Here is a 21,578-nt window from a genome sequence, read left to right as displayed (position 1 = left end):
AAGAGGCACAATGCATGGTTCAATTGCTCAATCAATTTATTCAAAAGTGGATGCCGGTATTAACACCCCTCAGTTTAGTCATCGGTGTGCTGCTCGAAAAAATCGGAACACATTTTCTTTTTCTAGTCCCGGTATTATTTGCCGTGATGACATTCATCAGCAGCTTGAATCTAAAATTTCGCGATATAAAAGTGTTTAAACAATACCCTAAAACGATTTTATTTGTCATCGCTTTTCTACATATTCTCATGCCTTTATGGGCGTTCTTTCTGGCGGAACTCATATTCGATGACCGCTTATTAACGATTGGATTTCTAATATCCGTTGCCGTACCAACAGGGGTTACGAGCGTCATTTGGGTGACGATCAGTAAAGGAAACTTGCCTTTATCTCTCGCCATTATATTGATTGATACTCTGCTTGCTCCGATCCTTATGCCATTAATTTTGCATTTAGTTGTCGGGGAATCGATATCACTAAATACATCAGCACTTATTTTTGATCTTATTTGGATGATTGTTTTACCGTCTATATTGGGTATCCTTGTAAACGAATGGACGAAAGGGAAGTTATTCGAACAATATGGAAAACCAATGTCTTTAGTTTCAAAGCTCTGTTTATTCGGCATTATTATGATTAATAGTAGTGTAATTGCACCTTATGTAAAAACGATTGACTTGGAGCTTGCGAAAGTTATTGCTGTTGTCCTGTTTTTGGCAGTTTCTGGCTATGTATTCTCCCTTGTACTTGGTCGGCTGTTATGGAAATCAGAGGCTGATCAGGCGACATTTGTTTTTAATGGAGGAATGCGGAATATTGCGGTAGGGGTCGTTATCGCTACCACATATTTTCCGTCAAAAGTAGCGATGCCGGTCGTTTTCGGGATGTTATTCCAGCAAGTTTTAGCTTCAATATTTTATAAAATAATCCAAAAAAATTCTGAAGCAGTTTAAAGTTGCTTCTTAACATTGTACTGTGGAAAAATACAGTTGTGTTATTTAGTCGCACATTGTATTATTGGTCTATAGTAAATTATTAAATTTTGAAGTGTTATATAGAAAAGTAGCTTCAGCCGGAGAATTTTGTAGTGCATTGATCAGATCCAATCACTTACTCGTTCTCAAACATCCAGAAGCAATGTAACATCTTAGAATAGCGGGGGAAATTATGAAAAGATTGTTCGAAAAATGGAACAGCATTAACTTAGTAAACCGTATTATTATTGGTATAATTATTGGTGTTATTTTAGCACTGACGATACCGGAAGCGGTGAGTGGTATTACCATTCTAGGAACTCTATTCGTTTCAGCCTTAAAAGCAGTTGCACCGATTTTGGTGTTCGTGCTTGTTATTAATGCGATTGCTTCACATGCTGGCGGCAAAGCAACAAATATGAAAATGATTCTAGCTTTATACGGAGTTGCGACATTCGCGGCAGGATTTGTTGCCGTCATTGCAAGCTTTATTTTCCCGACAGTATTAACATTAAAAACAGAAGCACAGGATGTGGCTCCGCCTAGCGGGATACTAGAAGTGTTTGAAACATTATTATTCAATATCGTGACAAACCCGGTAAGTGCAATTATGAACGCAAATTATCTCGGCATTTTAGCTTGGGCAGTTGTTTTAGGGATTGCTTTAAAAGCTGCGAATGATTCAACAAAAAGTGTTATGGCGAATTTTTCGGATGCGATTACAAAAGTTGTGCAATGGATTATTAACTTAGCGCCATTCGGTATTTTAGGAATAGTATTTGAAGCGATTTCAACGACAGGCCTTTCAGCATTAGGGGAATATGCTCGTCTAATTCTGATCTTAGTAGGAACAATGTTCTTTGTAGCGCTCGTTGTAAATCCACTTATTGTATATACAGTAGCACGCAGAAATCCGTATCCGCTTATTTTTACATCTATAAAAGAGAGCGGAATTACAGCCTTTTTCACACGTAGTTCAGCGGCTAATATTCCAGTCAATATGGCATTGGCAGAGAAGCTGAAATTAAATAAAGATACATATGCTGTATCGATACCTTTAGGTGCAACAATAAATATGGGCGGGGCTGCGATTACAATTTCCGTACTGACAATGGCAGCTGCTCATACATTAGGTATCGAAGTTGATTTCCTGACTGCGGTCATCTTAATGGTAATGGCTGCAGTATCGGCTGCTGGTGCTTCCGGTGTTGCAGGCGGGTCGCTATTACTGATTCCGTTAGCATGTAGCCTATTTGGGATTTCAGATGATATTGCGATGCAAGTCGTGGCAATTGGTTTTATCATCGGTGTAGTCCAGGATTCTTGTGAAACAGCATTGAATTCTTCAACGGACATCGTATTTACGGCAGCTGCTGAATATGCAAAAGAACGTAAACAAAATTAATAAAACTGTGCTGAATGGAGTCTCTTCCGGTTCAGCACAGTTTTTTTATTTTTCTTTCAGTCAGCACCGCCAGCAGGAAGGTCGCTTTCATAACGACCAGAATTTGAATGCTCTGCAGCAGAGAAAATAATTGTGGAGAAATCTACATCATATGAGGGTAAGTCACCGATAGATTCAGTCGATGTGTAAATTTGAGTGGCTACCAGCAATGAGTTAAACTGGCTTCGATCCACCTTTAAAAAGCGGCAAATTTCTTCATGCATATCATGTAGTGCCGGGAATTGGTGCACTTCGAACTTCGCAAGCGAGAGCAGGGCAATCGTATTGTAATGGTACGGTGTAAGTTTTTTTTCTGTTTTTCTAATAAAAGTCGTCAGCTCTTTTAATCGGGCAAAGGTTTCATTATGAAAATCCCCTGTTCCGATTGTTAAAATGACAGCTGTATTTGTCGTGTCCTTTGTTCGTTCATATCCGATAGACACAAGCGCCTGATAATACTTTTCCACACTATTTGCCAATACTTTAGTATCTTCCACACGCCCGGCAAGCATCGTACTAGTGGAAAGTTTTAAAGGCGCATATTTTACGCTTTGTTTGTCCATTAAATCTGTAATTAACAGACCGATTCGCTCGATATGTTCTTCCGAGTTTAAATAGGCAGCCGCTATATAGCTGTCTTCATGGCGGCTAAACTGCTTCGTCAATAATTTATGGAGATTTATAACCTCACCGATTTTTTCAGGTTCATTTGCATAATGAACATAATATGTATTAATAATCTGAGTATTAACGCGAGCAAAGTTATACCATTTTGTATTGTTTTTAATTTGTTGACGCACGCTTTCATAATCCTCATAGTTAAATACAATATTGCGGACAGTCAGTTTTAGTGCAAGGTCAATATAAAAATATTTTGCATCTGCCCCAAAATATAAAACGATTTTATCAATGTTTGTGAAGAATAATTGTAATTGAGCATTCATCCCGATCACCTCTTACTTAATACGTACGTTTTAAACGAGGAGAAGTTTCATTAAAATATTCGGGAAATAATAAAAACCATTTACAAAATACAGCATAAATCGATAGAGTATTGTATGATAAATAAGTGATAAATCAAATAAGAATACCGTTGAACAGATTGAGAGGAAGTATAGTAATGACTCGACAACCATTTTTACCGATTATTGTCGGTACTGATATTAATGCATACAACATGGCGATATCTTTCCATGAAGAATATAAGATCCGTCCGATTCTAGTAGGGAAAGGTGTTTTACCTTTTACGAACTTAAGTAATATTCCACGTGCAATTGAGTATGACAAAAAACTTGGTGAACCAGACCAGTTTGCCAAAATTTTAATTAGCGTAGCGAAAAAATATGAAAAAGAAGCAGAAAAACTGATTCTAATCGGCACAAATGATTTATACGTCCGTTTAATTATTGAAAACAGCGCGATTTTAAGAGATTACTTTGTGTTTAACTATATCGACGAAACGTTAATGAATGACTTACAGATTAAATCCAATTTCTATAAACTTTGCGAACAATATGGAATCGATATTCCGACGACGGTATTTTATGATTGCAAAAATGATGGTCAATTCGAAACCGAGATGATGTATCCGGTTATTATTAAACCGAGTAACGGGATTGAGTATAGCCGTCATCCATTTGAAGGACAGGCGAAAGTTTTCAAAGTAGAAAACAAAGAAGAAGTCCAACAAGTGATCGATATGATTAAAAACAGCGGCTACCAGGAAGAACTCATTATTCAGGATTATATTCCCGGTGACGATACAGCAATGTGGGATTCGGTTGTTTATGTCAATTTAAAAGGCGAAACACAGCTCGTATCGTTTGCACAAGTTGTCCTTCAGGAACATACGAAAACGGCGATTGGCAATTACACGGCGCTTATTTCCCGTTATAACGAAGAAGTAATGACGAAACTGCGCGGCTTTTTGGAAGCGGTCGGCTATCGTGGCTACGGAAACTTTGATTTAAAATATGATGAGCGTGACGGGAAGTTTAAAGTGTTTGAAGTAAATATTCGACAAGGCCGTTCAAGTTATTATATTAATGCAATGGGTCATAATTTGGCGCGCAACTTTGTTGAAGATCTAATTTACGATATTCCGAAACCATGCTCGTATTTAAAAGGGGATGTGCTGTTTTCAGTCGTGCCGAAAATTGTATTAAAAAAATTCGTTTACGATGAAGCGGTGAAAAAGGATATTCGCCGATTGATTCTGGAAAAGAAAATTGTGAATCCGTTGTTCTATAAACAGGACAAGCATTTTAAACGTAAAATCTACATGTTCATCCGTCAGGTTAACTACTATAAAAAATATAAACAAAACGTATGGTAAACATCAGCCGATTAACAGGAGCTTTCTGTTAGTCGGCTGTTTTCATTAGCTGAACATCCTAAGGGAAAAATGTTATAGTTAAAGAAAATTGAAAAGAGTGAATAGTAATGACGGTACATACTTTTACATTAACGATTGACTGGCCAGGGGGACGAAATTCGGTTGGTGACTTAAAAACCGAACGATTGCAGACGCAAATTTCGATTCCGCCTGAAATGGATGGACCTGGTATTGGGACAAATCCGGATGAAATGCTGCTCGGTGCTGCAGCAACCTGTTACTTAATTACACTGGCGGCAATGCTTGAACGAAGCCAAATTGATGCAAAGCTGAATTTGAAATCAGAAGGGCTTGTTGATGTGACAAATGGTGTTTTTACTTATAAAGCGATCCATCACTATGTCGACATTGACCTGCAACATAAGGAAGATGAACGTGCCCGTCGTATAGCGGAGCGCTATGCATATAAGGCAGAGGAAACTTGTATGATTAGTAAAGCGTTAAAAGGGAATGTAGAAGTGCATACACATTTAACTTTGACCTAAAGGGGCGATTTGAATGGATTTCATATCAGCTATACTTCAATTACTTATTGCATCCGTGCTTGTTTTCTTCATTAGCGGCCGTTTAATCGGCTCACAAATAAGTCTGATGAAAAGAATATTATCCGTGTTAATTAGTGTTTCCCTTACGACATTTGTATTTTGGTATACATATTTACGAGGATCGGACTATTATGACCAAGGAATCGTTTCGAATGTAGTCAACATTACAACACTTATCTGGCTCGGCAGTATGCTTCTGATTTCGATGCTGCTTTATCTGTTTTTTGAGCTGTTTGATTCGATAGAATTGAATGAAAATGGCACTCCTGTCGGCAGACGTTCCTATTTTAAGACACTTATTACGTATTGGAAGCGTCAAAAGCGGTTACGCGAAGTTGTAGGAATCGCGGTAACGAACGGGGTAACAAGAACGATGAAATATGCCCGTGCCCGTGAAGATGAACGGGAACTGGCAAAAGCATTACGGGATACGCTGGAACAGTGCGGCGGGGTATTTATTAAATTTGGACAAGTACTGTCAACGCGTAAAGAGCTCTTGTCTCCTATCTTTATTGAGGAACTTGAAAAGCTTCAGCAACATGTGAAACCCCTTACCGAGCAGCAAGTTGACCAAATAATTGCAGAAAATTTCAATGCAGGTACGCAACAAATCTTTTCTTATATAAGTAAAACTCCGTTAGCCTCCGCTTCAATCGGTCAAGTACATAAAGCGGTGTTAAAGGAAACGAACGAACCTGTCGTTGTGAAATTTTTACGGCCTGATGTCAAAAATATTATGCAGGATGATTTATCGATTTTAATGGAGTTTGCCAGATGGATCTCCAGTAAATCGCAGTGGGCTGAAAACTTAGGCTTTTACGACTTGGCAAAAGGCTTCAGCATGGCGTTAAAGGAAGAAATTGATTTTATTATTGAGGCTCGCAACATGGAACAGGTTGCCAAAATTGTCGAACGTGGCAGTATCGATGTGAAAGTGCCGAAAGTATACCGGGAATGCAGTAATTCAAATGTTGTGGTGATGGAATATATAAAAGGGAAATCCGTTACAGTAGGAAATGCATTATTTACGGATTTGAGCATTGACCGCCATCAGTTTGCACAAACATTATTGTATTCGTTTTTAGAGCAAACACTTATTTCCGGAATTTTTCATGCGGATCCACATCCGGGAAACATTTATATTGAGGAAACAACCGGGCGTGTCGCAATTCTCGATTATGGGGCTGTCGGCCGTTTAGCTGAATTGCAGCAGGAAGGGTTAAAATATTTCCTAGTCGGAATTCATCAAAATGATGCAGCACTTGTTGTTGATGGTATTGCCCAGCTTGTGGAAAATGCCGAACAAATCAATCGGCATGAAATGGAGCAGGCGATTAGTCAAATCCTGTTGAAAATTAATTATGTGTCGACAATCCCTACAGATGAACTAATGTACTCTATCTTTTCTGTAGTGCGTGAATTTGGACTCCATTTTTACCCATCCGTCAATGTGGCTTTACGTGCGATTGTTACATTGGATGGTACATTGTCTGTGATTTGCCCAGGCTTTAGGATTTTCAGTGAAGTAAAAGACTTCTCCAATGATTATTTGAAATCAAGCTTATTGAAACCGTTCAAACATCCGGGCGAGACGAAAGACTTAATTGAAGAAGAACTCGCATTGTTATTACCGAATATACGGAAAATACCGCGTCGTCTTGATCAGCTGTTCAGGAAAGTGGAGAGCGGGAAAATTATTTTGCATCATGATATTTTTTCGGATAAAGCGAATTCCATGTTTGTCACTCAGCTGTTTTCACGGTTTGTTCTGCTGATGGTTGGGATTACATTTGGGATTATATCGGTGGCATTGCTCGCAATCTCGCAATTTATTCATAATGCCTATGCAATTTATTTGAATACTGCTGCGTATTTAGGCTTGTTTTTATGTGCGATTTTGCTCGTGCGATTATCGATTCAAGCAATCCGAGATATGAAGCGAACAAAGTAGAGGCTTAAAATAATCCAAAATGCCATTTTTCTTCTTAAGGAAAATGGCATTTTTTGCTGTGCGTAAAAATTGATTTCCATTCCTGGACGCTTTCCATGGGCACGGCCTGAGCCTGTAGTCTCAGGCGTCGTGCTATTCCCGTAGGAGTCGCCCTCCATTCCAATCAATTTTATTATATTGCCCATTTCTCACTAAGAGTTTTATTTTTCAATTAAATTACAACTGCTTTCTAAGCTTTTTATCCTTCTTCGCTTTAGCACTTTACTATAATAAAATACTAAATCACTAGAAGGTTAATGTATTAGTAGGTGAACAAGTTTTTAGAAATAAAACGCACAAAGCCTTTAATACAGGCGTTTTCAACTGAACTATGATTTTAAGGGTGAAATATTAGTAGCAATTAACTGCTATTTAAACAATAATAAATTTAAGAGTAACAATATTTAAAAGGGGTGCGGGAAATGATTCAGTTGAACGGACAAAATTTATCGATCGAACAATTGGGAAATATTTTATATAATGGGGAAAAAATAGAGATAGCTGAAGAAGCGAAGTTACGAGTTGTTAAAAGCCGTGAAGCAGTGGAAAGAATTGTTCAGCAGGATAAAACGGTATATGGAATTAACACGGGATTTGGAAAGTTCAGCGATGTAAAAATTGCAGAGCACGAAGTAAGCAAACTGCAAGTAAATTTAATTCGTTCCCATGCATGCGGGTTTGGGGAGCCTTTTTCGGAACATGTTGCAAAAGCGATGATGGTGCTAAGATTAAATGCTTTATTAAAAGGGCTATCGGGTATTCGACTGGAAGTGCTGGAACGCTTGTTATGGATGATTAATGAAGAGGTCATTCCAGTTATTCCACAGCAAGGTTCACTCGGGGCATCCGGAGATTTAGCGCCACTTTCTCATTTAGTATTGGCGGTTATTGGAGAAGGTGATGTATATGTGAATGGTGTCATGCGCCCGTCACATGAAGTATTCGAACGTCGGGGACTGCCGGAAATTGAGCTGCAGGCGAAAGAAGGTCTTGCTTTAATCAATGGAACCCAGGCGATGAATGCACAAGGGGTCGTCAATTACTTGGAAGCGGAGAAACTGGCTTATGCGAGTGAATGGATTGCAGCAATGACGATGGAAAGTTTATACGGGATTATCGATGCTTTTCATCCAGCTGTCCATGAAGCACGAGGCATGCAGGAACAAATGGCTGTTGCAGAGCGTATGCGTGATTGGCTGAAGGACAGTAAGCTCATTACACACCAAGGCGAAAAGCGTGTGCAAGATCCGTATTCCCTTCGCTGCATCCCGCAAATTCATGGAGCAAGCTGGCAAGTATTGAACTATGTCAAAGAAAAGCTCGAAATCGAAATGAATGCGGCAACAGACAATCCGCTCATTTTCGATGACGGCGGTTTAGTTATTTCAGGAGGAAACTTCCATGGACAGCCGATTGCGTTTGCGATGGACTTTCTGAAAATCGGTATGGCGGAGTTGGCCAATGTATCAGAACGACGGATTGAACGATTAGTAAACCCGCAGTTAAATGAAGGACTGCCTGCATTTTTAAGCGCGAATCCAGGGCTTGAATCAGGAGCAATGATTTTGCAGTATAGTGCCGCAAGTTTAGTATCGGAAAACAAAACTTTGGCACATCCTGCTTCGGTCGACTCCATTCCATCCTCTGCAAATCAGGAAGACCATGTATCAATGGGGACGACAGGATCTCGCCATGCGCGGATGATTATTGCCAATGTAAGAAATGTATTGGCAATCGAGGCATTTTGTGCAGCACAGGCAGTGGAATACCGGGGTGTAGTAAACATGTCGCCAAAACTTTATGATAAGTGGAAAGACATTCGCAACTTAGCGCCTGCCATGACAGAGGATCGTATTTTCAGCAAGGACGTAAATCATATTATTGACTACTTGAAACCGAATGGGTAAGTATTGACAGCTACATTCTACCGGTGCATTTGTTATAATAAGTGTTTAGTAGAAAGAGGAGATTTATTATGACAAAACCACATTTATTAATTGTTGATGGGATGGCGCTATTGTTTCGTTCATTTTTTGCGTCAGCTGCAATGAATCAATTTATACGTTTAGATGACGGGACGCCATCAAATGGTGTTCAAGGCTTTGCCCGTCATGTATTGACAGCACAAAATCTGATGCAGCCGACACATTTAGCTGTATGCTGGGATATGGGCGCGGTTACATTCCGCAATGACCTATACGATGGCTATAAAGCGAATCGACCTGCACCGCCGGAGGAAATGTTGCCGCAATTTGATATGGCTAAAAGAGTATCGGAAATGATCGGGTGGCAAAACTTTGGTACGCAAGGTCTTGAGGCAGATGATTTAATCGGCTCAATGATTAAAAAATGGAAAGACGATGCCCAAATTACTGTCATTAGCGGAGATAAAGATTTACTGCAATTACTTAACCCTTCTACAAAAATCGCATTTACGAAAAAAGGCTATACAGAGTACGATGTGTATACAGAAAGCCGGTTTGTAGAGGAATATGGCATTGCACCCAAACAATTTGCGGAAGTGAAAGCGTTTATGGGGGACACGAGTGATGGTTACCCGGGTGTAAAGGGAATTGGTCCGAAAACAGCATTACAGCTTATTCAAAATCACGGTTCCATTGATGGCGTATTAGAAGCATTGCCGACATTAAAGCCGGGACAACGCATTAAAATCAGCGAAAATTTAGCGATGTTACGTTTGTCCCATCAATTAGCTACAATCCATTGTGATGTACCGATTGACGTGGAGCTGGATCACTTAGCTTTATCCCCTTATGCTCCAGATTTGTTTAATCATATTGAACAGCAAGGCTATCGCTTAATCGCGAAACATGCTCGTTCGATTTATAAATAAAATGCGAAAGAGGTTGTGCACAGTTGCACAACCTCTTTTTAATGTGAAATGATACGTTCACCTTTGACTTTTACAAGCTCCACATCCACTTTCCGAATAGTAGACTCGTCAAGAGGAATATTTCCATCTTGTTCATACTTTTTCCAGGTTTTCAAATCTTTTCGATACAATACCTCAGCTAACCGGTAAATATCGGCATCAAATTCTAATGAAGCTTTATAGGTTTGCTCGATTTCTTTTTTTACTTGCTGCTTAATCTTATTTTTTAATAAATCCATTTTATTTTCATTAAGAATTTCATTTGTTTGAACAACCAATTGCACTTGTAAATCAAATTGCACATTATTTTCGGAAACAATTGGTGTGATTTTAGAACGCACTTCGTCAACGGTTGTCGTTGTATATAACTCTTCAAACTCTTCCGTTTTAACGGTAATATCTGAGCGGTCTGTTTCATTCTCTAGCCATTGAACACCTTTTAAATCGTCGCCTAATAAGTTCCCTTTTAAACCAGAGTTCTTACCGATAATGCTTATGCCTTTAAATGAATAGACTGGATCCGGTCCATCTTCCTTTGACCAGTTTTCGCTAATTTCGATAAATGGTATTTTGGCTTCATGACTAGGTTCATTAAAATGAATCATAAGTTCCCGTAATTGTATAGGACGGACTCGGGATGACTGATTAAATGAACTAAGCGGGTCGGATACCTTTGAAAGTGTTATGGATTTATTGATAATGGGTGTGATGAGCAAAGCTTCCTTGAGTGGTGAATCTGTAATATAAGCCCAAGTTGTATACCTCCATTCCCTGTATCGGATAAGGGAATTGATAACAGGTTCTACTTTACCTTCCTTTGCGATATTTTCCGAAAAGAGAACATAGTTTAAATGCCCTAAAAAGAAGCGCTCATCCATCGTTTGATATAAATTAAAAAATGCTTCATCAAAAGTCTTTCCTTTGGCAATCCCAACTTCAGCCTGCGTAGCTTCCGGGTTCGGCTGTTCGCTTTTAGCAATATTAGTAAAAGCAACAACTTGACTATAAATTTCATATTGATCATCTTTATAATCGATTCCCAGGCCAAGTAAATAATACATACGTTCAGGCTGATTTGTATCCCAGCAGCCAGCAACTAAAAGTAACAATGGAAGTAAAAGCAATTTTTTCATTTTGTTTTTTCCTTTGTTTTATCTTTAACATTTAATACTTCCGGTCGTTTAGTGTTTGATTTTGCTGGTGGACGGAAAAGGGTCATTTTTATATTATCCCAGCTCAAATTGACTGCTATATTTAAATAAGGAACACCAAATACACGGATATTTGCGATATAAACAAGGCAAATATAGATTGATAAGAAGAAACCGAAAAGTCCTAAAATCGATGTAATAATAATAAATACAATTCGCAGCATGCTGATCGTCGTAACGAAGGACTGATTGACAAGTGTAAAGGTAGCAATCGTTGAAATGGCTATGACAACAATCATTGCCGGACTTGTAATCCCAGCTCGAATGGCTGCATCACCTATAATTAATCCTCCTACAACACTGATCGTTCCACCTAAAATACTCGGTAAGCGTAATCCCGCTTCACGAAATAACTCAAACATAAAAAGCATTCCAAGCATTTCTATAGCTGCAGGCAGTGGGGAGCCCGTATTGGCTTGTACAACTGTCGCAAGTAATTGAATTGGGAGCTGCTCTTGATGGAATGTTGTTAACGCAAGCCAAAAAGCCGGTAGTAAAAGTGCTATTAATATGCAGAATAAACGTAATAATCTTTCTAACGAGCTGAATATGGATGGAAAATCATTATCCTCTCCGGACTTTAATAATGCTAGAATATTGGTGGGCGTTATAATTGCGTATGCAATTCCGTCTACTAAAATGATAAAGCGTCCGGTAACGAGTGATTGCATCGCAAAATCAGGACGACCTGTCGAATCATTTAAAGGAATTAAATATGAAATTTTATTCATCCGTTCCATTATTAATTCACCACTTAAAATAACATCTGTATCGATTTCAGAGAGTTGTTTTTTTAATTGTTTCAAGATAGATAAATCTGCAATGTCATTAAAATATAAAATAGCTAACTTTGTTTTTGAACGTGTTCCTAACGTTATCTTCTCAACACTTAATGAATTCGTAGGCAGACGTTTGCGGATAAGAGCAATATTTACACCTAAGTCTTCAATGAAGTTATCACGTGGACCTTTAATAGTTACTTCTAAGTTTGATTCCTCAGGGCTTCGATTAGGCTTGTTTTCAATATTGCTGCATAACAGTATATTTAAATTCTCGATATAAATAAGAACAAATCCGCTAAATACATTCGTAACAGCTTCTTGCAAATCTTCAATTTTCAGTAGCTGGGGAAGATGCAATTTCTGTATTAAAACTGCCTCATCAAATTGTTCCTTTTGTTGGCATGCCATTCTTAATCGGGGTACGACTACTTCATTGAATAAATGATTATCTGTCATCGCTTCACAGGTGATGAGCATAACGTTGCTTGCAGGAAATTCAAATGTTTGAAAGCGAATATCAGCACAATTATCAAATTGCTTTTTTAAGGCAGCGTATTCAATCATTATATTCCAACTTTCGCTTTGTTTTTCGATTTACTAATATAAAGAGAATAATTGAAAGTACGAAAAAGAATAACGTAGTACTTATTAGAAAATATTGCCCCTTCCATTTGCTAAATATACTGTCATCGAGTAAATAAAGAGGCAGCGAGCAAAAAACAAAGAGCGGAAAAATATATTCCCAAACTTTCTTCTTTTGACCAGTGAGCCCTAATAGCTCGACTGCTATAAATAATATAAAACCAATACGGACAAATGCTCCTGTAAGCCACTGGTAAATAGAAAAGAAATCAATATGGTTTATAAAGCTTCCGATTGTGGCAATTCGCCATTCTTCAAATGCGGGGTAGCGCTGTTTAGCAGCCTCAGTTGGTCCGAATTCGGCAATTGCCCCCACTAAGGGACCTAGTGTTAATCCAAATAGTAAAAAGAGCATTATTAATAAATGCCAAAATTTAAGCTTTGTTTTAAAGTGCTGCTGAATAAATACGAGCAAATAAAGCTCAATAAAGCCGGAAGCAGGGTATACCATAGATGTGAAAATGGGTGTAAATCCATGCTCAAAAAAGGGCTGCAGCAATGCATAGTCTTTCACTTGAATATTAACAAAGGCGATAAAGAAGCCAAGGACGACAACACCAAACAAGACGACAACATTGACCATCGTAATCGTTAATATGGAGGATGTTGCCAGTAAAAGGCATACAACTGTAAAAAAGAAAAACAAAAGCAATGGCGGCGTTTGCAGTAAAAAGGTTGTTGAAACCCATTGTAATGTTTCATGCATTGTAATAACGGCCATGAGAAGTAAGTAAAAAGCAATGATAAAAATAAGCACTTTACCCAGCTTAGGGTGATTGTTTAGTAAATACATACGAAGAGATTCATCTTTAAGTTTTTTTAATGTAATAAAAGGAAGAACTAACCAGGGAATCATCAAAAATATTGAAAAAATAACAGAAAACCAAGCATCACGGCCTGCTCCATTTAGTAAGGATGGAATAATCGTGACATGGTTTTTTAACCCGATGAATGTCATTGTTAAAAAGATAATATGTAAGAGACTTATAGATCTCACTGATTTCATAATATATCCTCGCAGTTTTAATTACAGTAATAGCCAATTAGCTTATCATTTATTCAAATAGAAAAAGCATTAGCGAATGCTAATGCTTTTCCTTTTCGATTTTCACAAAGCTTAATATTTTGCGGTTGTCATCATATTTAAAAGTTCGGATCTGGCTGTCACGATTGCGGCCGCCATTATCATGAATCGTTAAGTAAAGTTCGTTGTCTTTTATTTCATAGCCAATTAACGGTACCCAGTGGTATTTATAGAGAGGGGTATAATTTTTTAAGAACTGCCCGGTAAAATACACATCAAATTTCATCGCTACCGGATTACCTAAGCGTAATTGCTCAATCGCCTGAGTTAATGTACATTCTTCGATACACCAGTCTTCTCCGAGTAGTCGACGTAAGTTTCTGATCATCCGCCATTTAAAAAGTCCGATTTTTGTACCACCTAAAAATTTATAAAGTTCATTTACATCTTTCGTGCGGATTGTTTCATCTTCACATAAGTAATTTAAAATAACATGTGCAGTCGTTGGGCCGCATGCCGAGTTTTGATATTCAGGCCGGATATCCGAACTATATTGTGACCTGCCATTTACATTTAATAATACTCGCATACTAAAAACCTCCAAATTGTTATAAAGTAGTTTAATACCCACATTCAAAAAAAATAAACATTTAAAGTTGAAACTAAAAATAAAACAGCTCCGTCTAACGGTTGGCATTTGGAGAAGAGGGAGGAAGAAAATGCAGCTTGAAGAGTTTATAAGAACACATGGCGAGGAATTACTTCGACTATCCTATACATATGTGAAAAATAAAGAAATGGCAGAAGATATTGTACAGGATGTACTGTTAAAAGCATATGAGCAACGTGGACAATTTCGTGGCGATGCGAGTTACCGGACGTATTTATATCGAATGACAATCAATCGTAGTTATGATTATTTACGCAGCTGGAGCTACAAAAATACCATTTTAACAAATAAAATTCAGGATATTTTTAAAGGAACCAAATCTGCAGAGCAGTATGTGCTTGAGAGAAGCGAAAATCAATTGCTGGGAAGAGTAGTTCTCGAGCTTCCGGTTAAGTACCGTGAAATTATAATTTTATATTACTACAAGGAACTGAACATCGATGAAATTGCACATTTACTCTCGGTTTCGGACAATACCGTGAAAACGAGACTTAGGCGTGGACGTGAAAAGTTAAGAGATCAATTAAAAGGTGGTGAATGGCATGACGAATTCTCAAGTGAAGCAAGCAATTGATGAAACAATTGGCAGCGAACCGCTGATGGATGAAGCATTTGTACAAAAAGTAATGCAAAAAAAGCAACGTAAAAAACCGCTGCCATTTTTGCAACCAGCCTTAGTTGTTCTGTTAATGCTTGCGGTTGGTGCGGTGCTGTATTTTACTCCGAATCAAACTATACAGGCTGTTGAAATCGAATCTACATACTTGGAGGAGAATCATCAACAGTTAGTTGCTGATTTTTACGAAGCGATTATTCAGGAAGATAAAAAAGCATTAGCAAAGTTATCTCCGGTTAACAGTGAACAGGCTTACAAACGTTATTCTATATTTGAATTCGATAATCCTGTTGAAGTGATTAAAACAATTGATACTGAAAAATCAATCACCCTTTTTCTGAAGCTTCAAGCAAATGACATTGACTATTTAGATGAGCTCGTCATTAATAAAGAATCCGAAATGATTGAATTGGATATTACGCAATCGATGGTTCTTTACACTGAAAATATCGAACTGCCAAAAGAGTTTTTGCTGGAATATAAAGAAGCACCATATGCTCCGGTTTTAGAAAATATGGAATTGAATTTAGCTGGAGCAGAAGTTAAACAGGTAAATGATCATATATTGTATCAGATCCCAACGGAAGAGGGAACTTGGCGAGTATTTGAAACACCGGAAGGAAAACGTCTAGACTTAAATGTTGCGAGTGATCAACCGACAGTGATGATTACCGGTACTAATGATCAGTTTTATATTATCGATAGTAAAACAAATGAAACAATGTATATTTATCGGAATAAAACAGGGGATTACCAAATTGTAATAGGGCAGCTTGAAGGTACAAACGTAATGACATTTGCCGATGATTTTCATGACGAACCTGTACTGTTTATGAGTGGTAGCACGCCGAAAGTCATTACAACTGAACAAGGGCATCTACTATATGCAGATATATTTGAGCATTCAGAACTCACAAACCCACAGGTATTTTATCATGCAGAAAGAATGGGTACCCACTTATTAGTTGAGTATGTTGAAGACTCAAAACAAACTTCTACTTATTACCAATTTACTGCAAAAGATGTTTTACTAGACTACCGTAGGATTGGTATGCTTGAAGCGAAACCAGAACATTTTACTGATATGTCAATTGCCAATCGATATAATGACCAGCTCATATATATTTTTAATGATAATACAATCCATTATCGAGGCAATTCACTTTCTGGAGAATTAATCGAGGAAACCTACACAAACATCCAAATTAAAACGAAGGACGATCAATATTTCATTACGGGTGATAATGGCTTTAGCTGGACATTAACCCGAACGGCTCCGCGCATATTGAAAGATGAAAAAGGGATTGAATATACCGTACCTGTTAATTTTGATGATTATTATCCGGAATAGAAAATTATAAACAATGAAAAAACGAAAACTACCTCGACCATTCGGGGTAGTTTTCGTCTGTTTAAATTTAGCTGCACAAACCAACTGATTTGTTTTCGTATTGTGCATCAGCCAATGCTTTCACCATAAAATGGGCCACGCAAGCTCTTGGAATCGAGCTTGAACCTTTTGGAACCGTATCGATTGCTTCTTTATAATCAGTTTTTAACGGTTCATCTTTTAAGCCCATTGGACGTGCGATTGTGTACGAAATGTCTTTAGTTTTGTAATAGTTAAGCGCTGCTCGGTGATCTGCTAATGGATTCGCGAGCATTTTCATCATCAGTTTGCCCATCACACCTGGAATTTCTCCGTCTACTCCAGCTGAAGCGCAATATACTAGACGTTCTACACCGGCTTTCTCCATACCGTCTGCAATGTTTTTGCCCATCGTTTCAAGCTCATTTGATTTTTTCATGCCAGTACTTGAACCTAAACATGAAATGACCGCATCATGACCGATAATCGCATCTGCCACTTGTTCTGCATTAAATGCATCACCTTGAACAATCGTTACATCTGTAGTTTTCAATTTTTCAGGTGTACGTACAAATGCGGTAACAGTATGACCAGCGGCGACAGCCATTTCAACAAAATGCTGTCCAACGCCACCTGTTGCTCCGAATACAATAATTTTCACGATTAATGACCTCCTTTTAATGATGCTTTTTGGATCTTAATACCTTTCCACATAAATGTTAGAATAATAGTGAAAATTAATATGATTAATCCTGCGATAAACGGGTATAGGATATCGATGTCATATAACGCGCCTGCAAGAAGAGGACCAATAATATTTCCTATGCTCATATAGGCATTGTTCATACCCATTGCAAACCCTTGTTCATTCCCGGCCATTTTTGAAATTAATGTCGTTAATACAGGACGCAAAATTGATGTCGCAAGGAATATTAATAACGAAATCGCAAAGAACATCGTATAGCTTCCTGCGATAATCGACAGGAAGAAGCCAGAAGCGGTAACGACTAAAAATAATTTTAATACATTTACTTCGCCAATCGCTTTTACAAGGCGGTCAACTACAAATAATTGCATAATAACACCGACTAATCCTGTTGATGTTACCATGAAGGCTATTTCCTGTGGTGTTGCACCAAATTTATCATCTACATAAAGTCCAAGAACGGTTTCATAAGACATTAAACCGAAACTCATGATCAGCGTAATAACCAGTGGAATAAAGAATGGCTTTTTAACAGATAAAAGAATATCTTTCATCATTGAAGAGTTTTCGTCTTGAAGAATTTCGACTTTCTCTTCCTGGCTCTCCGCCAAAGTAAAATAAGATACGATAAACGCAAGCAATCCGACTACCGCTGAAACAAGAAGCGGTGTTTTAAGTCCGAAATCCGCTAAAAAGCCGCCGATACCAGGACCGATTACAATACCAAGTGACATCGAGGCTGAAATAAAACTATTACCTTTTGCGCGTTGATCCATCGTTGTAATATCTGCTACATATGCAAAAATTGCAGGAATCAGGAATGCACAGCCAATTCCGCCGATAGCACGTGATAAATAAAGCAGCCAAATGGAATCTGCGAAGTAAAAAATAAACATCGAAATAGCTAAAGTAAGCAGTCCGATATTAATGAGCGGGCGACGACCATACTTATCCGTCCATTTTCCCCCGATAGGTGATACTAAAAATTGCGCGAATGCAAAAATCGCAATGATTAAACCTGCAGCTGTTCCACCTTGCCCGATTTCTTTTAAATAGGCAGGAATAATTGGAATGATAATCCCGAAACTCCCAACTGCAATGAACATGTTAAGCATAAGTAAAGCAAGTTTTTTTCGTTGATCTGAAGTCATAAATTTTCCTTTCTTACAATAAAATTTCACGTAATCAATTGTAATTAAAAAACCGCATTATGACTAGCGCTTTAGCTTATGAAAAATAAAAAATAAATCCAAAAGTGGTAAACTTTTGGATTTATTCGTAATACATATTATGCTTGTGCGTTTAAAAATTCTTCCACTTGTGCAGGTGATTTTGCATTAGCGCTATGTAAGTGTGCTAATTTTTCACCATTTTTGAAGATTAGTAATGATGGAATACCCATTACTTGATACTTCTCCGCTAAATCCGGGAAGTTATCACGGTTGATTGAATACCAGTCATATTGATTGTACTCTTCAATAATTGGATCGATAAACATATCCATACGTGTGCAGTCCGGACACCAGCCAGCAAAGAATTTCACGATTACTGGTTTTTCCTTGCTAGTTAGTTCTGTGAATTGTTCAATTGTTGTAATTTCTTGCATATTAATCACGCTCCTTACGCCCATTGTACACGATTTGGACAGCTTACGAAAAGTAATTTAGCTTAATATATGTACCTTCTAGCAATAAAAATATAAGAATAATAAATTTATTTAAAATTGCGAGAAAATTATTGCGTAAATTGTCAAAATAATCTACACTAAGAACAGAAAAGCTGTTTGAAGTTTTTTTTTGATTTCAAAATGAATGACTGTTCATTCAAGGGAGAAGGGGGAAGTGCTCGTGTCTTACAAAATTGAAAAAGTAGCGGTTTTAGGTTCAGGGGTAATGGGTTCAGGAATTGCAGCACATTTGGCGAATATCGGGATTCCTACATTGTTATTAGACATCGCTCCGGGCGAATTAACAAAGGAAGAAGAAGCTAAGGGGTTAACACTTGATTCAAAACCTGTAAAAAACCGTTTTGCAGTTTCTGCAATGCAAAAATTACTAAAACAAAAACCAGCACCACTTTCATCGAAAAAAAATCTAGCATTAATTACACCAGGTAACTTTGACGATGATTTAGAAAAACTGAAAGATGTTGACTGGATTATTGAGGTAATTGTAGAAAGATTAGATATCAAAAAAGGCTTATTTGAAAAGATTGATGCTGTACGTAAACCTGGCACAATCATTTCATCAAATACATCAGGGGTTAGCATTAACGCAATGGCGGAAGGGCGTTCAGACGATTTCCAAGCGCATTTCCTTGGGACACATTTCTTCAACCCGCCACGCTATTTAAAATTACTGGAAATCATTCCGGCTAATACAACAAAACCGGAAGTTGTAAGCTTTATGCAAACGTTCGGCGAAGATGTATTAGGAAAAGGTGTTGTTATTGCAAAAGACACACCGAACTTTATCGCAAACAGAATCGGAACATACGGTTTAATCGTGACAATGAACGAAATGATTGCACGTAACTATTCAGTAGGTGAAGTAGATTCGGTAACAGGACCACTAATCGGTCGTCCAAAATCTGCGACATTCCGTACATTGGATGTTGTTGGTCTTGATACTTTTGCACATGTTGCAACAAATGTATATGACCAGACAACCGGTGAAGAACAGGCAGTATTTGAAGAATCTCCTATTTTAAAGAAAATGATCTCAAATGGTTGGATTGGCGCGAAATCGGGCCAAGGTTTCTTCAAAAAAGTTGGGAAAGAAATTCTACAATTGAATTTATCAACATTTGAATATGAACCGACTACGAAGCTTGTAGCACCATCATTAGAAATGGCAAAACAAGCAAAAGGTCCAGGAGGTAAATTAAAAGTTTTAATTTATGCAAATGACCGAGTTGGGGAACTATTATGGAATTCATTTGCACCGACATTAATTTACTCAGGAAAATTAGTAGGTGAAATTGCTGATGACATCGTTGCAATTGACAATGCAATGAAATGGGGCTTCGGCTGGGCTCAAGGTCCATTTGAAATGTGGGATGCAATCGGCGTAGAAAAATCAGTCTCTAAAATGAAAGAAGAAGGCCGTGAAATTCCTGAATTCGTAAATGGATTATTAGAGAAAGGCCTGAAAACATTCTATTCTGAAATTGATGGTGATTTAGCCTACTATAACGGTTCGGAATATGTGAAAGTGCCTGTAAATGAAAAAGCGATTGACTTAAAACGTTACAAGAAAAAACATGGTGTTATTAAATCAAATTCAGGTGCAAGCCTAATTGATTTAGGGGATGGAATCGCATTACTTGAATTCCACTCAAAATCAAATGCAATCGGTTTAGACATTGTACAAATGATCAACTATGCCATTGATGAAGTTGAGAAAAACTTTAAAGGCCTTGTAATCGGGAACCAAGGTAAAAACTTCTGTGTCGGTGCCAACCTTGCGATGATTTTAATGGAAGCACAAGATGATAATATTTTTGAATTGGACTTTGTTATTAAGTCATTCCAGCAAGCAATGCGCCGTATTAAATATTCAACAAAACCGGTTGTTGCGGCACCTTTCCAAATGGCATTAGGTGGCGGAGCGGAAGTATGTTTACCGGCTGCACACATTCAAGCATCAGCTGAAACGTATATGGGTCTTGTAGAAGTAGGCGTTGGATTAATCCCAGGTGGCGGCGGTAACTTAGGTCTTTACCAAAAGTTCATTAAAGGCTTGCCAAATGGCGTGGATGTAGACTATCAGCAAATCGCAAATAAAGTATTCGAAACAATTGCAATGGCAAAAGTTTCGACTTCTGGTGAAGAAGCACGTGAAAATAATTTCCTGGACTTTGCGGATGGTATTTCGGTAAATCCGGATCACTTAATCTATGATGCAAAACAAGCAGCACTTGCACTTGCGGATGCAGGCTATACAGCACCAGTGAAAAAAACGGTGAAAGTAGTAGGTGCACCAGGTTATGCAACATTGCTATTAGGGGCTCAAGGAATGTTCGATTCAGGCTTTATTACAGAACATGACTTGAAAATCGCGAAAAAACTTGCCTATGTAATCGCAGGCGGAAAAGTACCATACGGAACAGAAGTTTCAGAAGAGTACTTATTAAACCTGGAAAAACAAGCATTCCTAGAACTGGTTGCAGACCAGAAATCACAAATGCGTATGCAGCACATGCTTGTAAAAGGGAAGCCGTTACGTAACTAATAGAAGTCCGTGATTGCAAAAAGCGACAGACTTTATTTTAAAACGTTGTATTAGTTGAAATATTTTGCCGGCAACTAGCTTACGA

Annotated in this window: 18 protein-coding genes; 10 read left to right on the top strand and 8 right to left on the bottom strand. The window is 38.0% G+C overall.

Features of this window, described 5'->3' with window-relative positions; translation table 11 throughout:
* Positions 1-14 precede the first annotated feature (14 nt).
* Both MKY07_RS14950 and sstT read left to right on the top strand, forming a co-directional pair.
* Positions 15-953 (top strand): bile acid:sodium symporter family protein, encoded by a 939-nt coding sequence (locus MKY07_RS14950; RefSeq protein ID WP_065216913.1) that lies wholly within the window; start codon positions 15-17, stop codon positions 951-953.
* Between the two features lie 214 nt (positions 954-1,167).
* Positions 1,168-2,379, top strand: coding sequence for a serine/threonine transporter SstT (sstT, locus tag MKY07_RS14945; protein ID WP_065216914.1), 1,212 nt, complete (start codon positions 1,168-1,170; stop codon positions 2,377-2,379).
* Positions 2,380-2,435: 56 nt separating this feature from the next.
* Here the strand turns inward: sstT and MKY07_RS14940 are convergent, their stop codons facing one another.
* Complete coding sequence (locus tag MKY07_RS14940) at positions 2,436-3,362, bottom strand: DUF4003 family protein (protein ID WP_065216915.1); 927 nt, start codon at positions 3,360-3,362, stop codon at positions 2,436-2,438.
* A gap of 176 nt (positions 3,363-3,538) precedes the next feature.
* Here MKY07_RS14940 and MKY07_RS14935 point away from each other — a divergent pair, with 176 nt between their 5' ends.
* The 5 genes from MKY07_RS14935 to MKY07_RS14915 all read left to right on the top strand — a co-directional run bounded on the left by MKY07_RS14935 (position 3,539) and on the right by MKY07_RS14915 (position 10,202).
* The gene (locus MKY07_RS14935) at positions 3,539-4,753 is read left to right on the top strand and encodes a carboxylate--amine ligase (protein ID WP_065216916.1); all 1,215 of its coding nucleotides are present in this window, start codon (positions 3,539-3,541) and stop codon (positions 4,751-4,753) included.
* Positions 4,754-4,860: 107 nt separating this feature from the next.
* Entirely contained in the window at positions 4,861-5,298 is a 438-nt protein-coding gene (locus MKY07_RS14930) for an SACOL1771 family peroxiredoxin (RefSeq protein WP_339262854.1), read from the top strand.
* 13 nt (positions 5,299-5,311) lie between these two features.
* Positions 5,312-7,309 (top strand): AarF/UbiB family protein, encoded by a 1,998-nt coding sequence (locus MKY07_RS14925; protein WP_014823015.1) that lies wholly within the window; start codon positions 5,312-5,314, stop codon positions 7,307-7,309.
* A gap of 461 nt (positions 7,310-7,770) precedes the next feature.
* Positions 7,771-9,255 carry a histidine ammonia-lyase gene (hutH, locus tag MKY07_RS14920; protein WP_339262851.1) on the top strand — a complete coding sequence of 495 codons (1,485 nt, stop codon included), beginning with the start codon at positions 7,771-7,773 and terminating at the stop codon, positions 9,253-9,255.
* 68 nt (positions 9,256-9,323) lie between these two features.
* On the top strand, positions 9,324-10,202 hold the full coding sequence (locus tag MKY07_RS14915) for a 5'-3' exonuclease (RefSeq protein WP_008405982.1): 879 nt from the start codon (positions 9,324-9,326) through the stop codon (positions 10,200-10,202).
* A 38-nt stretch (positions 10,203-10,240) separates the two neighbouring features.
* Here MKY07_RS14915 and MKY07_RS14910 read toward each other — a convergent pair whose 3' ends face one another.
* The 4 genes from MKY07_RS14910 to MKY07_RS14895 all read right to left on the bottom strand — a co-directional run bounded on the left by MKY07_RS14910 (position 10,241) and on the right by MKY07_RS14895 (position 14,489).
* A complete protein-coding gene (locus tag MKY07_RS14910; RefSeq protein ID WP_065216919.1) occupies positions 10,241-11,374 on the bottom strand; it encodes a Ger(x)C family spore germination protein in 1,134 nt (377 codons plus the stop codon).
* Positions 11,371-12,798: a spore germination protein gene (locus MKY07_RS14905; RefSeq protein WP_065216920.1), complete on the bottom strand. Its 1,428-nt coding sequence runs from the start codon at positions 12,796-12,798 to the stop codon at positions 11,371-11,373. The genes MKY07_RS14910 and MKY07_RS14905 overlap by 4 nt, the downstream gene beginning before the upstream one ends.
* A complete protein-coding gene (locus tag MKY07_RS14900) occupies positions 12,791-13,882 on the bottom strand; it encodes an endospore germination permease (protein ID WP_014823019.1) in 1,092 nt (363 codons plus the stop codon). The genes MKY07_RS14905 and MKY07_RS14900 overlap by 8 nt, the downstream gene beginning before the upstream one ends.
* 79 nt (positions 13,883-13,961) lie before the next feature.
* Positions 13,962-14,489 carry a C39 family peptidase gene (locus tag MKY07_RS14895; RefSeq protein ID WP_014823020.1) on the bottom strand — a complete coding sequence of 176 codons (528 nt, stop codon included), beginning with the start codon at positions 14,487-14,489 and terminating at the stop codon, positions 13,962-13,964.
* A gap of 130 nt (positions 14,490-14,619) precedes the next feature.
* On the opposite strand from MKY07_RS14895, the gene MKY07_RS14890 reads away from it, so the two are divergent.
* Both MKY07_RS14890 and MKY07_RS14885 read left to right on the top strand, forming a co-directional pair.
* The gene (locus MKY07_RS14890; RefSeq protein WP_065216921.1) at positions 14,620-15,144 is read left to right on the top strand and encodes a sigma-70 family RNA polymerase sigma factor; all 525 of its coding nucleotides are present in this window, start codon (positions 14,620-14,622) and stop codon (positions 15,142-15,144) included.
* Positions 15,113-16,537 (top strand): hypothetical protein, encoded by a 1,425-nt coding sequence (locus MKY07_RS14885; protein WP_014823022.1) that lies wholly within the window; start codon positions 15,113-15,115, stop codon positions 16,535-16,537. Before MKY07_RS14890 ends, MKY07_RS14885 begins: the two co-directional genes overlap by 32 nt.
* Positions 16,538-16,604: 67 nt before the next feature.
* Here the strand turns inward: MKY07_RS14885 and MKY07_RS14880 are convergent, their stop codons facing one another.
* The 3 genes from MKY07_RS14880 to MKY07_RS14870 form a co-directional block, all read right to left on the bottom strand.
* Positions 16,605-17,216, bottom strand: coding sequence for an NAD(P)-binding oxidoreductase (locus MKY07_RS14880; RefSeq protein ID WP_065216923.1), 612 nt, complete (start codon positions 17,214-17,216; stop codon positions 16,605-16,607).
* Positions 17,217-17,218: 2 nt separating this feature from the next.
* A complete protein-coding gene (locus MKY07_RS14875; protein WP_065216924.1) occupies positions 17,219-18,412 on the bottom strand; it encodes an MFS transporter in 1,194 nt (397 codons plus the stop codon).
* A gap of 137 nt (positions 18,413-18,549) precedes the next feature.
* Complete coding sequence (locus MKY07_RS14870; protein WP_008408698.1) at positions 18,550-18,867, bottom strand: thioredoxin family protein; 318 nt, start codon at positions 18,865-18,867, stop codon at positions 18,550-18,552.
* A 241-nt stretch (positions 18,868-19,108) separates the two neighbouring features.
* Here MKY07_RS14870 and MKY07_RS14865 point away from each other — a divergent pair, with 241 nt between their 5' ends.
* Positions 19,109-21,493, top strand: coding sequence for a 3-hydroxyacyl-CoA dehydrogenase/enoyl-CoA hydratase family protein (locus MKY07_RS14865; RefSeq protein ID WP_065216925.1), 2,385 nt, complete (start codon positions 19,109-19,111; stop codon positions 21,491-21,493).
* Positions 21,494-21,578: the final 85 nt, after the last annotated feature.

Source organism: Solibacillus sp. FSL W7-1472, assembly GCF_037969775.1.
Taxonomy (GTDB): Bacteria; Bacillota; Bacilli; order Bacillales_A; family Planococcaceae; genus Solibacillus; species Solibacillus silvestris.
This window is presented reverse-complemented; position numbering and strand designations above follow the sequence as displayed.

What these genes read in the sequence shown, in the direction of transcription:
- MKY07_RS14950 (WP_065216913.1), top strand. Translation starts at nt 15, where the DNA reads ATGGTTCAATTGCTCAATCAATTTATTCAAAAGTGGATGCCGGTATTA.
- sstT (WP_065216914.1), top strand. Translation starts at nt 1,168, where the DNA reads ATGAAAAGATTGTTCGAAAAATGGAACAGCATTAACTTAGTAAACCGT.
- MKY07_RS14940 (WP_065216915.1), bottom strand. Translation starts at nt 3,362, where the DNA reads ATGAATGCTCAATTACAATTATTCTTCACAAACATTGATAAAATCGTT.
- MKY07_RS14935 (WP_065216916.1), top strand. Translation starts at nt 3,539, where the DNA reads ATGACTCGACAACCATTTTTACCGATTATTGTCGGTACTGATATTAAT.
- MKY07_RS14930 (WP_339262854.1), top strand. Translation starts at nt 4,861, where the DNA reads ATGACGGTACATACTTTTACATTAACGATTGACTGGCCAGGGGGACGA.
- MKY07_RS14925 (WP_014823015.1), top strand. Translation starts at nt 5,312, where the DNA reads ATGGATTTCATATCAGCTATACTTCAATTACTTATTGCATCCGTGCTT.
- hutH (WP_339262851.1), top strand. Translation starts at nt 7,771, where the DNA reads ATGATTCAGTTGAACGGACAAAATTTATCGATCGAACAATTGGGAAAT.
- MKY07_RS14915 (WP_008405982.1), top strand. Translation starts at nt 9,324, where the DNA reads ATGACAAAACCACATTTATTAATTGTTGATGGGATGGCGCTATTGTTT.
- MKY07_RS14910 (WP_065216919.1), bottom strand. Translation starts at nt 11,374, where the DNA reads ATGAAAAAATTGCTTTTACTTCCATTGTTACTTTTAGTTGCTGGCTGC.
- MKY07_RS14905 (WP_065216920.1), bottom strand. Translation starts at nt 12,798, where the DNA reads ATGATTGAATACGCTGCCTTAAAAAAGCAATTTGATAATTGTGCTGAT.
- MKY07_RS14900 (WP_014823019.1), bottom strand. Translation starts at nt 13,882, where the DNA reads ATGAAATCAGTGAGATCTATAAGTCTCTTACATATTATCTTTTTAACA.
- MKY07_RS14895 (WP_014823020.1), bottom strand. Translation starts at nt 14,489, where the DNA reads ATGCGAGTATTATTAAATGTAAATGGCAGGTCACAATATAGTTCGGAT.
- MKY07_RS14890 (WP_065216921.1), top strand. Translation starts at nt 14,620, where the DNA reads ATGCAGCTTGAAGAGTTTATAAGAACACATGGCGAGGAATTACTTCGA.
- MKY07_RS14885 (WP_014823022.1), top strand. Translation starts at nt 15,113, where the DNA reads ATGACGAATTCTCAAGTGAAGCAAGCAATTGATGAAACAATTGGCAGC.
- MKY07_RS14875 (WP_065216924.1), bottom strand. Translation starts at nt 18,412, where the DNA reads ATGACTTCAGATCAACGAAAAAAACTTGCTTTACTTATGCTTAACATG.
- MKY07_RS14870 (WP_008408698.1), bottom strand. Translation starts at nt 18,867, where the DNA reads ATGCAAGAAATTACAACAATTGAACAATTCACAGAACTAACTAGCAAG.